This window comes from Sandaracinomonas limnophila, from assembly GCF_004005965.1.
Taxonomy (GTDB): domain Bacteria; phylum Bacteroidota; class Bacteroidia; order Cytophagales; family Spirosomataceae; genus Sandaracinomonas; species Sandaracinomonas limnophila.
Genome location: NZ_SACY01000002.1, coordinates 93,236 through 107,288, shown reverse-complemented (window position 1 = coordinate 107,288; position 14,053 = coordinate 93,236). Strand labels below are relative to the sequence as shown.

At 31.5% G+C, this 14,053-nt stretch carries 13 protein-coding genes; 8 read left to right on the top strand and 5 right to left on the bottom strand.

Annotated features, from left to right (window positions below):
• The first annotated feature begins 4 nt into the window (after positions 1-4).
• The 4 genes from EOJ36_RS04015 to EOJ36_RS04000 are packed head-to-tail and all read left to right on the top strand — an operon-like array spanning position 5 to position 3,873.
• Positions 5-1,111 (top strand): DegT/DnrJ/EryC1/StrS family aminotransferase, encoded by a 1,107-nt coding sequence (locus EOJ36_RS04015; protein WP_238944398.1) that lies wholly within the window; start codon positions 5-7, stop codon positions 1,109-1,111.
• Positions 1,111-2,139, top strand: coding sequence for a thiamine pyrophosphate-dependent dehydrogenase E1 component subunit alpha (locus EOJ36_RS04010; protein WP_127802747.1), 1,029 nt, complete (start codon positions 1,111-1,113; stop codon positions 2,137-2,139). Before EOJ36_RS04015 ends, EOJ36_RS04010 begins: the two co-directional genes overlap by 1 nt.
• Positions 2,140-2,143: 4 nt before the next feature.
• Positions 2,144-3,130, top strand: coding sequence for an alpha-ketoacid dehydrogenase subunit beta (locus EOJ36_RS04005; protein ID WP_127802746.1), 987 nt, complete (start codon positions 2,144-2,146; stop codon positions 3,128-3,130).
• A gap of 2 nt (positions 3,131-3,132) precedes the next feature.
• Entirely contained in the window at positions 3,133-3,873 is a 741-nt protein-coding gene (locus EOJ36_RS04000; protein WP_127802745.1) for a sugar transferase, read from the top strand.
• A 3-nt stretch (positions 3,874-3,876) separates the two neighbouring features.
• Here the strand turns inward: EOJ36_RS04000 and EOJ36_RS03995 are convergent, their stop codons facing one another.
• Positions 3,877-5,328, bottom strand: coding sequence for a capsule assembly Wzi family protein (locus tag EOJ36_RS03995; protein WP_127802744.1), 1,452 nt, complete (start codon positions 5,326-5,328; stop codon positions 3,877-3,879).
• 425 nt (positions 5,329-5,753) lie between these two features.
• On the opposite strand from EOJ36_RS03995, the gene EOJ36_RS03990 reads away from it, so the two are divergent.
• The 3 genes from EOJ36_RS03990 (at position 5,754) to EOJ36_RS03980 (ending at position 8,789) form a co-directional block, all read left to right on the top strand.
• Positions 5,754-6,917: an AAA family ATPase gene (locus EOJ36_RS03990; protein ID WP_164847835.1), complete on the top strand. Its 1,164-nt coding sequence runs from the start codon at positions 5,754-5,756 to the stop codon at positions 6,915-6,917.
• Entirely contained in the window at positions 6,910-7,500 is a 591-nt protein-coding gene (locus EOJ36_RS03985) for a hypothetical protein (RefSeq protein ID WP_127802742.1), read from the top strand. The genes EOJ36_RS03990 and EOJ36_RS03985 overlap by 8 nt, the downstream gene beginning before the upstream one ends.
• Before the next feature lie 207 nt (positions 7,501-7,707).
• Positions 7,708-8,789, top strand: a protein-coding gene (locus EOJ36_RS03980) for an IS3 family transposase (RefSeq protein ID WP_394342708.1) whose coding sequence is annotated in 2 segments (ribosomal slippage) — positions 7,708-7,954 and positions 7,954-8,789 — 1,083 coding nt in all. Because the reading frame shifts where the segments join, the coding sequence is not laid out codon by codon here.
• Between the two features lie 181 nt (positions 8,790-8,970).
• Here the strand turns inward: EOJ36_RS03980 and EOJ36_RS03975 are convergent.
• A complete protein-coding gene (locus EOJ36_RS03975) occupies positions 8,971-10,518 on the bottom strand; it encodes a Fic family protein (RefSeq protein WP_127802741.1) in 1,548 nt (515 codons plus the stop codon).
• 288 nt (positions 10,519-10,806) lie between these two features.
• On the opposite strand from EOJ36_RS03975, the gene EOJ36_RS03970 reads away from it, so the two are divergent.
• Positions 10,807-12,324 (top strand): AAA family ATPase, encoded by a 1,518-nt coding sequence (locus EOJ36_RS03970; protein ID WP_127802740.1) that lies wholly within the window; start codon positions 10,807-10,809, stop codon positions 12,322-12,324.
• Positions 12,325-12,421: 97 nt separating this feature from the next.
• Here the strand turns inward: EOJ36_RS03970 and EOJ36_RS03965 are convergent, their stop codons facing one another.
• Genes EOJ36_RS03965 through EOJ36_RS03955 form a run of 3 tightly spaced genes read right to left on the bottom strand, consistent with a single transcriptional unit; the run spans position 12,422 to position 13,912 of the window.
• Entirely contained in the window at positions 12,422-13,366 is a 945-nt protein-coding gene (locus tag EOJ36_RS03965) for a HipA domain-containing protein (RefSeq protein ID WP_127802739.1), read from the bottom strand.
• A complete protein-coding gene (locus tag EOJ36_RS03960; protein ID WP_127802738.1) occupies positions 13,359-13,691 on the bottom strand; it encodes a HipA N-terminal domain-containing protein in 333 nt (110 codons plus the stop codon). Before EOJ36_RS03960 ends, EOJ36_RS03965 begins: the two co-directional genes overlap by 8 nt.
• Positions 13,688-13,912 (bottom strand): helix-turn-helix domain-containing protein, encoded by a 225-nt coding sequence (locus EOJ36_RS03955; protein ID WP_127802737.1) that lies wholly within the window; start codon positions 13,910-13,912, stop codon positions 13,688-13,690. Before EOJ36_RS03955 ends, EOJ36_RS03960 begins: the two co-directional genes overlap by 4 nt.
• Positions 13,913-14,053: the final 141 nt, after the last annotated feature.

Sequence of the window (14,053 nt, the reverse complement as noted above, 5' to 3'; positions counted from 1 at the left end):
GATTATGAAAAATGTTCCTTTTTTTAATTACCCTCATTTATTCAAATCACATGAAGAAGATTTTGTAAGAATTTTTAAGGATGTCGGCTATAGAGGGGCATATATTCTTCAAAAAGATTTACGTGATTTTGAGGAAAATCTAGCAAAATTTGCTGGTACTAAATATGCTGTCGGTTTAGCGAATGGAACAGATGCAATCTGGATCGCATTAATGGCAGCTGGTATTGGAAAAGGTGACGAGGTAATATTTGCTTCTCATACATACATTGCAACTGCTGCTTCAATACATTTTGTAGGGGCAATTCCAGTTCCAGCTGATTGTAAAGAAGATCATATGATTGACCCAGATTCAGTTAGAAAATTAATAACTCCTAAGACTAAAGCAATATTACCTACACAAGTAAATGGTAGATGTTGTGACATGGATGAATTAATGAAAATTGCACGTGAATTTAACCTGATTATATTGGAAGATGCGGCACAAGGTTTAGGAGCAAAGTTTAAAGGTAACGGAGTTGGTACTTTCGATAAAGGGGGAACGATTAGTTTTTACCCTGCTAAGAATTTAGGCAGTTTTGGAGATGCTGGTGGTTTTGTTACAAATGACAAAGACATGTATGAGAAAGTAATGTTATATAGAGACCATGGAAGAAATGATGATGGTGTATTTGTTATGTGGGGATTTAATTCAAGACTAGATAATTTACAAGCTGCAATACTTGATTTTAAGCTTACATTTTATTCCAAGGAAATTGAAAGAAGAAGAGAAATAGCACAAATGTATCAAGATAGATTAGGGCAATTACCTCAGCTCAAACTTCCTCCAGCTCCAAATTCAAATCCAGATTATTATGATGTTTATCAAAACTATGAAATAGAAGCATTTAAAAGAGATGAACTTAAGCAGCATCTAAAAGATAATGGTGTTGGTACACTAATTCAATGGAGTGGGCAGCCAGTACATTCAATAACGAGTTTAGGGTTTACTGGTGTTGGACTTCCGTACACTGAGGAAATGTTTACTAAATGTTTGATGATTCCAATGAACACAGCATTGACAAATGATGATGTAGAATATGTTTGTGAACAAATTGTAAATTTTTATAATTAATGAAACAAGAAGTAAATGAATTAATTGATCCATCAAAATTTAGGGACAGGATTGACATTAAAGGTATTGAAAAGTCATTGCTTGTAGATATGCTAAGAAAGATGGTGCTAATTAGAAAAGCAGAAGAAAAGCTTTCAGAACACGTTGAATCTGGTAAAATAAAATGTCCCTGTCATTTGGGCATAGGTCAAGAAGCAATAGGGGTGGCAGTTTCATTAGTAATGAGAAAGTCAGATCGTGCTTTTGGGGCTCATAGATCTCATTCTCATTTTTTAGCGCTAAATGAAAATACTTATTCATTGTTTGCAGAAGTACTTGGTAAATATGATGGTTGTTCTCATGGTATGGGGGGGTCTATGCACATTGTCGATAATGATAATGGATTTAAAGGGTCGGTTCCAATTGTTGGAGCAACAATTCCTATTGCAACGGGTGCTGGTTTAGCAGCCAAAATGGATAAAGCTGGAGATATATCAATTAGCTATTTTGGCGATGGTGCTTGTGAAGAGGGAGTTCTACATGAGTCATTAAATATGGCATCAATTATGAATCTTCCTGTTCTATATGTTTGTGAGAATAATCTTTTTGCCAGCCATTTACACATTGATTTAAGACAGCCATCAAATTCCACTTCTAGATTTGCTAAGGCTCATCATATTAATTACAATACGGTAGATGGAAATGATGTAGTAGGAATGTATAAGTTGCTTAAATCTGAAGTTGAATCAATGAGGAGTTCAAACACACCATACTATCTTGAGGCATTTACTTATAGATGGAAAGGTCATGTTGGACATAGAGATGACATAGACGTTGGGGTGAAACGCGGTGCTCAACTGGATTCTTGGAAAAAAAGAGACCCTATCAAAAGATTAGCAGATTCGCTTATTTATGAAGGTGTTTTAACTGAAAGTGAATATCAGTATTTGAATCATGAAATTCAAAATAAAATTAATTCCGATTGGGAAAAGGCTGAACTTGCTTCATTTCCGGAAAATGAATTTTTAATAACACAAGTTTATTCTTAAACTGATGAAAAAAACAACAACATATGCAGCAGGCATCTTAGAGGCTTACGAGTACTTATTAACAAATCATCCCGACTTTTTTATTATAGGTCAAGGTTTGTGGAGCCCTTGGTATGTAGGTGCCACAATGACTGATTTAGATAAGAAATTTGGTAAAGATAGAGTTATTGATTGTCCTGTTTCTGAATTGGCAACAACTGGCGCGACTGTAGGTGCTTCAATTTGTGGCTACAGACCAATGATTGTACATCCAAGAGTTGACTTTATGTTACTTGCGGTTGATCAAATTGTTACACAAGCGGCAAAATGGCGTCACATGTTTGGCGGGAATTCTACTGCCCCTGCAACATTTAGAGCTATAATTAATAGGGGTGGAGAGCAAGGGGCACAACATTCACAATCGTTACATAGTTGGTTTGCTCATATTCCAGGATTGAAAGTGGTTATGCCTTATACAGCTAAAGACGCAAGAGATCTAATGATATCAAGTGTATTATCAAATGACCCTGTAGTGTTTTTAGATGATCGTTGGTTGTATGAAAAAGAAGAAGAATACACAGAAATTGAAATCTTAGATTTAAACGAAGTATTGCCACAAAAACTTAGAAATGGGGATGATATAACTGTTGTTGGGATCAGCTATACTTCATTGCTTTGTGAAAAAGCTTGTGAACATCTCGAAAACACACAAGGGATAAAATCAGATTTTTTTGATTTAAGAGTTTTGAATCCATTGAAATTGGAAAACATTATTCAATCTGTAAATAAAACTGGTAGACTATTAGTTGTTGATGGAGACTGGAGTTCATGTGGAATTGCGTCAGAAATAATTGCTTCAATAGTTGAGAGAGTGGACTTATTAGCTTTAAAAAGTTCTCCTAAAAGGATAACTTTGCCGGATTCGCCAGCTCCAACAAGTAAGGCATTAGAGCAATTATATTATATCAAAGAAGAACAAATTATTGAAACAATTATTGATTTAGTTAAATAAAAATGAAAAGGATATTTGATTTTATTTGTGCACTCATTGGTCTAGTATTGGCGTCACCTATATTAATACCAGTTATGTTTTTAGTTTGGATACAAGATTGGCACTCTCCATTTTATATTGCTCCTAGGGTAGGTAAAAAAGAAAAACTTTTTAGAATGATCAAGCTTAGGTCTATGATTGTAAATGCAGATAAATCAGGTGTGGATTCTACCTCATCAAATGATAAACGTATTACAGGAGTAGGCAAATTTATAAGAAAATATAAACTTGATGAGTTGACACAACTTTGGAATGTTTTATTAGGGGATATGAGTTTAGTTGGTCCAAGACCAAATGTCAAAAGAGAAACAGATCTTTACACATTAGAAGAAAAAAAATTATTAACTGTCAAGCCTGGCATAACTGATTTCTCTTCTATTGTTTTCTCAGATGAAGGAGATATATTGAAGGACCAAATTGATCCCGATATCGCATACAATCAATTAATTCGTCCTGGTAAAAGTATGTTGGGTATATTTTATATTGAAAATAGAAGTTTTCTTTTAGATATAAAATTGATTTTTTTAACGATCGTCGCAATAGTTTCTAAAGAAAAAGCATTAGTAAATCTTGTTGTAATATTAAGAAATTGTAAGGCGAATTCTTTGATTTTGCAAATTGCTTCTAGAAAGAAAAAATTATCACCATTACCACCTCCTGGGGCAAATAATATTGTTACAAATAGGGAAGGAAGAGTAGAATGAAAATCATCTTAAAAAATATCTTAATCCTAATTTGCCCCCAATTGTTTCTTTTAACATTTTTCCAGAATCCAAACCTATACCTAAATTTAACTTTATTTCTTTATTTAGAGTTTTTTCCAAATTTATTCCAATAGAAAATTGTTTCTCAGGATCAGTAGGTTCATCATAAGTCATATATTTTGATGGAGTGTAATAGGTGCCATGGCTAAATTTTATTAAATATCTTAATTTTATATTTTTTAAATATCCTATTGTATTTATACTAATGGCCTTTATTGCATTTTTATAAAAAAAAATATCATTACCATTTCCACTATCTGGGTTATAAATTATAATGGGTGTGCCAATACCTTTTCCCCAATATTGCCATGGGCCATATGAATGATTGAAATAGCTCTCTCTTTCGCCCTCATGTGTATCTTTCAAATTTAAAAATTTAGAAATACCAGAATCAAAATAGCCTTGATTGAAGGTGTAAATATATTCTATATTAAATTTTTCAATTATTTTATTTGCTCCCATTTTTATACTTATTCCACTAATTCCATCATTTGCAGTGGTTAAATTTAAAATTCTACCCGTTTCATACGCAAATTGTCTATAAATTGAAATTTCACCTATTTTTGATTTATATGATGCCAAAATATCGATTGAACCTAGATGATTTCCAAATTGATTTCCTAATTCGTCAGGATTTGAATTTTCATCAGGATTAACAAGATTTTTACTTTTAATTCCAGTAACGACATAAAAATACGATGCCAAACCACTACCATAGGTTGCATTAAGATTATTATTATCATCAAACCTTTGACCTCCCCAATATACTTGATGGTTAATACCGTAAAAGAGATTAAATTTATTATGAGGTTTTCCTAATCTGAAATAGATGCTTTTTTGGTGTAAAAAGCCATTTTTAATATACATTTGGTTGTCTCTCCATCCGTGAGCATAATTAAAAAACAGACCTATTTTTCCTTTGAAAATATTGATAAATCCGTTTGATCCTATTTGAATTTTTGGAATTGGTACAGCATTCCCACTCCATGCATAAAAACCAGATGTCAATAATGTGTCTCCCAAGCCAAATATTTCTCTTCTTCTTCCAAAATAAAGGTCAAATAATTTATTTTTTAAACCTAAATATCCTTGTGTTATCCAAAAATTGTTTTCTTGACCAAATTGTTTGGTTAATTCAATTTCATACTTTAAAATATACTTTGTGTTTCTTAGTTTGTAAACATTTCCCATCCTAAGATCAATAACCGTTGTTGGATTTTTTAATGGAACTTTGCCATATTGATTATTTCTTAACCAATAGGGTGTTATATTGTTGTTCGACACGTAAAAATCTATTCCACTATTCAAATAAAATGAATTAGATTTTTGAGCAAATATTGTTAAATAAGTACTTAAAAAGAGGCAAAAAGAAATTGTTTTAATAATTGTAAACATTATTTATTTTTTTTAATTATTTTCCGCCATTAAATGAAAATCTTATTATTGTCGCTAAAATTAATTTTTTTTTACTAATGTTTTTTGTGTTTGTCATTTTAAATTTTAATTAATAACGGAAAGTTGTGATTAACCATGATTATTAGTTGTAATTATACGAATTAATCTAAATGCCTGCTTTTTAGTCCTGATGAATATTAGCTTGCATAAATTGCCCTCTAAGCTATGGTTTAGGAGGTGAATTCCGCAGGGAATAGGTTATTAATAGGTTATTTATGTGTTATAGCATATATTAAATTAGGATTAAAATGGGACTCTTGGTTAAATATAAATTAAAAACCTGTAGAATATAGTTTAATTAGAAATTAATTTCTCTAAATTTGATGTCCATAAAAAATAAGAAAAATACATTTAATAATGGGATTATGAAAGAGTCAATATTAATTCAAAATTTTGGTCCCTTAAAAGAAGTTAATATCGAAGAGATAAAACCATTTACAGTGGTTATTGGCGAATCAGGGAGCGGAAAGAGTACATTGATGAAATGCATTTCATTGTTTAGATATATTTTTAAGATGGAAAATATTCGTTCCTATCTTAAAAATAGTAAAATTTCTAAAAGTCCCTTTAGGTTCCACATTGTAAAACATTTTAAATATAGTGGATTAGAAGAATTTTTGGGCCCCAATACTCGGATAATTTATAAAGTTAAATTTGAAAGTGGTGAAGAGATAATAATTAAATATTCCGATAAAAAATTATATCGTTCAAATTTGATATCAAGTAAAAATTTGCATTTTACAAAAGTTAGCTTTATAACAGAAAATAGAAATATTATTCCACTTTGGGCAAGTAGAAGTGCATCACTTGCGGGGGCTTATTTAGGATTTTACTTTCATGAGGTTTTTAAAGATTTTGAATTAGCTTCAGACATTTTAAAGAGTGTTCAATTAAACCATGTAGGATTAAAATTTATATCTAAGAAAACGAATAAGGGAAAAGAATATAAAATTGAATCAATTAATAGTGATTTTGAACTTGAGTTTAAAAATAGTTCTTCAGGTATACAAAGCTCTGCACCAATCACTTTAATTTCAAAATATTTTGCTTCTAAATTTGAATTTGAAGATGCCTTTAATCGTTCTGTGTTGAGCTATTTATCTTCAATAGATAGCCTAACAGATTTTAGACCAACAAAGAATTTAAGTGAATTAGGTAAAAAAATATATATTCATATTGAAGAACCGGAATTAAGCCTTTTCCCAGATGCACAATTTAAATTAATGGAAGAATTAATAAGAGATTGTTTTATGAGAAATGAAAATGATATGAGTCTTTTTATATCAACGCATAGCCCTTATATTATAAATCATTTAAATTTAATGATAAAGTCATATGACGAAAATAGTGAAGAGTTCGCACAATATGACTATTCAAAATTGGGCGTTTATCAGGTTTCTGAAGGGCGGTTGCAAGATTTAATCATTCAAAATGAGAGATTAGTTAATACCAATTCACTTTCTGATACTATAAACGACATTTATAATTCATACAATTCGATTTCTAAAATAACAGATGAATATGATTGAGAAGTTTGTTAAATATTATAGTCTAATGAATCACAATGAGTTAGATGTTTGTCAAAAAACTAATAATTTAAACTTTGGTTTAATAGATGTTAATAAAGAAGTTAAAATTTCTAGCTTTGAAAAAGGAGAGGCTAAATATAGGAATGAAAAAAATAGTGAAGTATTAATATTTGATTATGATAGATTTATTTCAAAACAAAATAATGCATTTCAGCATGGTAAAAAGAGATGTGATGCGATTGTATTTACAACAAATAAGAGTGATTTTATTTTTAATGAAATAAAGAATCGACATGATTTTGCCTCAGCATCTTTAAAAGGTATTAAGCAATTGAATTCATCTTTGGAAACAGTTTTGGAAGTTCCAGTTATAAATCGATATATTAAAAGATTCAGATCAAAAAAATGTTGTTTTTGCAATTTTACTGCTTCTTCTCCTCAGAATGTAAATGCTACACAGGCATTTGGTAGACTTTGGGTTTTGTTGCCTCAAGGAGCAAATTTACCTCATCAAGAAATAAATGCCATGGGTTTTGAATTGTGGGAATACAGTGGTCTTCAAACTATAATATTGGGAAATTGAAACTTATGAAAATTTAATAATTATTTAAATCCTGCATGTTTGGTTATTATCTGATAGAATTCGTTACTTAAAAATTCAAGTTCAGATTTTTGAACGCAGAACACTTTACTGATGTAAGTGGCCCTAAATAGCAGAAAGTTTAAAATTGAAGAAAAAACCTTTAATTTTAAATTGCATATGAAGAATACCTGATTTACAGAAACACACATTGTTTCGATTTTGAAACAGCAAGAGAGCGGTAGAACCGTTCGAGATATTTGCCGAGAACATGCCATTGCCGAAGGCACATTTTATCAGTGGAAGAATAAGTATGGCGGAATGGTTGTCAGTGATGTAAAGCGATTAAAAGAGCTTGAGGAGGAAAATTTTAGGCTCAAGCGGATGTTTGCAGAGCTGAGTTTAGACCATTCCGTTTTAAAGGATGTAATCTCAAAAAAAGGTTGGGGTCCTGCCAACAAAGGGAATTAACTCAGCAAATTGTTGAGGAGTATGAAATACCTGTTAGCAGGGCCTGCAAGCTGACTAAATTACCTCGGTCACAGTATTATTATCAAAGTAAGAAAGATGATACTGAAGTGATTGAAGTCTTACAAGATTTAGCTTTCAAGCACCCTTCTTATGGATTTAGGAAGTTATTTGCTTACTCGAGGCGAGCAGGTAATGTTTGGAATCATAAAAAGGTTTACAGAGTCTATAAACTATTAAAGCTTAACCGTAAGCGTAAAGGGAAAAGAAGATTACCAGCTCGTGTAAAGCAGCCTTTAGCGACCCAGAAAAATGTAAATGCAATCTGGAGCATGGATTTTATGAGCGACAGCATAGTAAGCGGTAGACGCTTTCGTACGTTTAATGTAATGGATGATTGTTCAAGAGAAGCCTTAGCAATCGAAATTGATACTTCGCTTTCTTCTAAGCGTGTTATTAGAACTTTAGAAAGAATTATCGATGAAAGAGGAAAACCTGCTGTCCTTCGTTCAGACAACGGGCCAGAGTTTACCTCGAAGGATTTAGAGATTTGGTGTAATGTTAAAGAAATAACCTTACAATTCATCCAACCAGGACGACCAATGCAGAATGGATTTATTGAAAGATTTAATCGTCTTTACCGCGAAGCAGTACTTGATGCTTATCTTTTTTTTGAACTAAACGATGTAAGAAAATTAACAAATGAGTGGATTGAAGAATATAATTACAAAAGACCCCATGAATCTTTAGGGAATTTAACCCCTAAGGAATGGAAAGAAAAAGTACTTAAAAACCCCATATCTACAGTTTTGACTGTCTGTTAATTAGGGATACTTACAGGGGTACTTACACTTACAAATACCGGTAAACTTCGAAAATTCATTAATCTTTAAAAATATATTTAAATGCATATAATTTGATAAATATTAGTCTGATTATATGTTTAAGAATATAATTTCAAATTTAACCTAATGGTTATTTTGAAATTTTGTATTTTAAAACAAACTAAATGGTAGCAACTGGAGTGCCTTTCATTGTTTCATTTACTAAATGACTTATTAGTTCTACGAAAGGTTTTATATTTAAATTCACGCTAGCCTCTTCTAAAGAATTCATATATTTACTTCTTTCTTGTACGGGAATAACTGTCCAAGGATATCCACCAGATGCAAGCATTAAATTCATTATAAATCTTGCCATTCTCCCATTACCATCCATGTATGGATGTATGAATACAAAAATAAAATGACCCAATACAGCCCTTACCGATGCTTCACTTTCTTGTGCTAATAAATCCATTAATTCAGGCATTGCATCTCGAACTGCATCCTTATTTAATGGAACATGCATTGAATTGGTAATATAAACTTGATTATTTCTATAGCCGGCTAAATCAGAAGGTTTTAATATGCCAGAAATTACACTGGGTCCAAACAAAGCACGAAACCAATCGCTATGATCATCATTTAAAACCTCGCCTGCATTCGCTCCATTTAACACCTTCCTGATGCTTTTTTCTACCATCTGAAAAGCATCCCAATATCCCTTAGCAGCCATTGCATCTCTTTGTTTTCGGTCAGCTTCATTTTCTTTATGGTTCCAACTTCCATTTCTAACAAGTTCAATTAACTCCGGACTTACTTGATACCTTTCGATAGACAAAGAGTGGTAAGCGTCAGTAACATAATTTTGATTGATTGTACGTATGAAATTTTCTTTTGCACTTGGTAAACCTGGGGCCTTAGGGAAGTGATTAATTATTATTTCCCTAAAATTTGCCCACATTATTCTTATTCTATTTACATAAGGTGATGCGTCTTTTGATGAAATTGTAATTTTCAATTTTTGGTTGAATGGATCGCTTTCACGGACATCATATCCAAGTCCTTTCATTGTTTTGATAATTTCATCGGCAATTTTATCTTTATTATTATTTCTAAAAGCACCCGCTAATCGCCCTGCAATTGTTGATTGGCCTTCGTCCAACAATATGGCTAATATATCAGAAGATGATTTTATTAAAGATAATGCCGTACGTACATCTGTTGCATTTTGAGTGTATGTATTTGATGAGATAGTTGACAATGTACTCGCTAAACTCAATACTCTCAATCCATCAACCAATTCCACTCTTGTTTTATTAGGTAATTCCGATTTCATATGAAATAAGGACGTGCCAAATGGTAAGTCGGTTTTGAAATTATTAGCCTTAGGAGATTTTATAATTAATTGTTTAGGAACAGTCCAGTTTCCGGCATGGATCATTAAAGATTGTTCTGCAGACAAACACCACTGATTTTTATATAAAAAGTTTAAATATTGCTCACAGAATTTCCAATACGAACTATACCACGAGGTGCTTTCTCCATAAGTTAAATTAGGAGAAGAAATGATATACCAACCAGAATAAACTTCTTGAATAAAGCCATTTTTTAATAATCTTTCCCTATGTATTCGGGTTAATTCGCTATTTTTTATAGCAATTTTCCCTTTGTCCTGTAATATTTTCAAAACCTCTAATGAGGCGGCGAGTTTTTCTGATGGACTTGCCATATTCTTGTTGTTAAATTATAAAATCGTGCTGTGTCAAAATTATAAAATCGTGCTGTGTCAAAATTATAAAATCGTGCTGTGTCAAAATTATAAAATCGCGCTGTGTCAAAATTATAATATTTTGTTAATAAAACAAAAATAGATGTTGTTGTAAAAATTACTTGATCTGCAGTTTAATAAATCAAAAATCAAATTGATAAGAAATAGTCCTAAATAATTCTTTCATGAGTTTTTTTTAAATTATATTGTTTAGGTGAAATTTTAATCATCTAATTAAATATTTTTAAAATGGTGCAATATATTACATCTGTAGAGGTAGATATGGTTGAAGGGAAATTTAAAAAAATAGTTCACTTCAATTCAGGTCTTAATATTATAAGCGGAGAAAACGGGACATTAAAAACAAAACTTGTCCAGGCAATTGCCGTTTCAATGGCAAATAGGGGGAGTTCTCATCCAATGCGTCAAGAAATAGGTGATGTAAAGTTAAAGTTTAGCAATGCAGATGCCGAACTAAAAGCGATATTTATTAGTCCGAAAAGGAATTCTGAAAAACGCAACATAAATGCCGTTCTTGAAAGTTTAAAAAATCAGGTGCCGCAATCTCATATGGATATGTCTGTTTTTAATCAATTTGAAGACAATACTTATAAAACATATCCCTCAATAGGAGAATTATTTTATAGGTCATTTAATGAAAAAAATAAATTAGGTGGTGACCAGAAAGTCAATATGAATGAGGTTTCGGAAGAATTTAATCAAGTTATAAGTAAAATATTTGATGGTTATAATCTAATAGCAACTTGGTCATCAGAATTGGGACGGCCAGAGATAAAATTGGATAAAGGTAATCGGGGAATTGTTCCTATCGAATCTATTTCACTTGGAGAACAAGAAATATTATCCTTAATTTTAAATCTATATGATAATCGAAATTTATGCGATACAATTTTTATAGATGAGCCTGAAACACATTTAAATTGGCATTTGGAGGAGAAATTATTCAATTATTTTGTTGATTTTTCACAATCTTTTGGTAAACAGATAATTGTTATAACTCATAGTAGAATAATATTTTGGGAAAGTTTTCTGCAACAAACTCAATTTTTATATTGGAATGAATCTGGAGAAATTGATTTATCCAACAGACCGAATGATAAGATCAAAACAATATTAGCTGGAGAAATTACCGAAATTATTAAGCTTGGAGACTTTGATAGGTTGACTTTTTTCGTTGAAGATTCAACTCATGAATTGATTATAAGTTTGTTATCTAAGGAGATTGGAACTGAAGTAACCTGTGTAAAATGTGGAAATTGTAGTAATGTAAAATCGTTATTTAAATCTTCAAAAAAAATAGGGGAATGGGGCAAGACTATTTTTTTAGTAGATGGTGACAATCAGGGAAATGAATTTCCAGAGGAAAGAAATTTTATTCATTTAGATAAATATTGCCTTGAAAATTATTTATTAGACAGAGAAATACTTGAGATTGTATTAAATAAAAACTCTTCAGAAGTATCTGATTTTATCTTAGAAACAATTTTAGAAAACAAAAAGGATATATTAGGTAAGAACCAATTTTTGGAATTCCTATTGGATAAAGTTGTATCTACGGAATTAGACGATAGATTATTATCTAAACTCGATGCCTCGAAAATAATTCCAAATATTATAAAGAAATCAGGGATTAAGGATAAGGAGGAGTTTGTGAAACGATATATACATGAGGCTAATAAAAATGGAAACTTGGATAAGGTTTTTCCAATTTTTTTGGTTTCTATAATTAGAGCATATAAGATTTAGTACGCATTTCGGTGCGCAGTTTATCCAATAATCCTTTAAAATCAATCTAATCAGCGTAATTAGTGGTCAAGATTAGTGTGGTCCACACTGCACTACCTTAGGCTTCAATTGCCTTAAACTTTTTCTCCACAATATTCCAATATTTGTCTTTACTTTCCTTGCTCAAAAAGGACAAGTTTATATGATTTTGTATGCTAGATTTACTTGTTTCAAATCTTTTAAATACTCCTCGTATTTGTTTGTTATTTAGCCCTAAGTTTGCTCCAAATTTTTCAAAATGCACGATGGAAAATTTTCTTTTTTTGCCTTCTAAACTAAGAGCCAGCTCTTCTTTATCTTTTGGGTTGGCCAAATTTACATTCAATAAATCATAGGCCGGGGCCATATTCCATTTGCCGTTCGACAAGATCATAGAAAAATTCTTTAAATGCATATCATTGTTGCCTGTCAAAAAGCAAAAAATAGTTAATTCAAATAATTTTAATTTATCTAATAAGGTATCAGATGAATATTGTCCTATGGCCTTCCCAACTCGCTCCATCGTACTTTTGTATTTATCAACAGCCTCGGTAATTTGAAACATGTCGAGCATGTGAATCTTTTGGCCATCAATTGTTCGATCAATTCGTTTCGTGATATAGGCTAATTCACCCGAATTTAATCTGATTAAACTTGATGGCACTGTATAAATTCCTAGTTCAGAGGCAATTTTCATAGTTAAATGTTCGTTTTCGGGCATTTCTGGATAAAATTCAGAAGGCGGCTTGAAAATATAATTACCTCCTAAAGCGCCAATAACAGTTAATCGCTTTCGTTTTTCATTTGCAATGGTTTCATCCATTAATGAAAGTTTTGCTTGAACACCCGGTACAGCGATTTGATTTACTACAACTTCTTTGGCAAGCTTATGCATTTCATCTAATGAATAGTTTAATAAGGGCGCCTCAGGACTTCCGAAAAATGCATTACTACATTTTGGATGATAATCACCAAGATGGTTATCCAATAACTCCACATAACAGTATAAGCATTTTCTATTCATTAGTTTGTTCAATTGCTTTAACACTCACCGCTCCAATACAATTTTGGCAACAAGCTAATAATAAACCCATTCGATCGTTGGGGTTAATTTTATAATGCTCCTTTGCAACATCCAATAGCCAACCTTCAGGTATAAGTCCTTCGAAAAATGAAAATAAATATTTCTCACGATAAGAAAATTTACTAACAGGCATTGTAAAGGTTAAAAATTTCTTGGGATATTGTAACACGTATTGTTCGTCATATCGGAAGATAAAATAACCCTCATCCGTTTCTGTAAGGATACCGGCAAGTATTTCCTGATAATATATTTCTGCACTTCTCATCTGTTAGTTTCTACAGGGTCAATTTCTTTGTTTGAAATAGGAGCTAATATGTGTCCAAACATAGAAAGGACATGATTTACCTTTTCTAAATTCAAATTTCCTTTTCCTTGCTCTATCTTTCGAATGACAGTCAGCGCAACTCCTGCGCGTTCCGCAAATTCCATTTGTGTGAGTCCTGCTTGTTTGCGCTTCTCTTTTAGAAATGTATCTAATGTCTTCATTATATGCTTTTGCAGTCAATTTTTGTAAAATTAGTAAAATATATTTAAATACATATAATTTTACAAATATTTTCATTGTTATATTTTTTTGCATATAATTTAATGCTACAAAATGAAATCAGCGCAATCAGTTTCATCAGC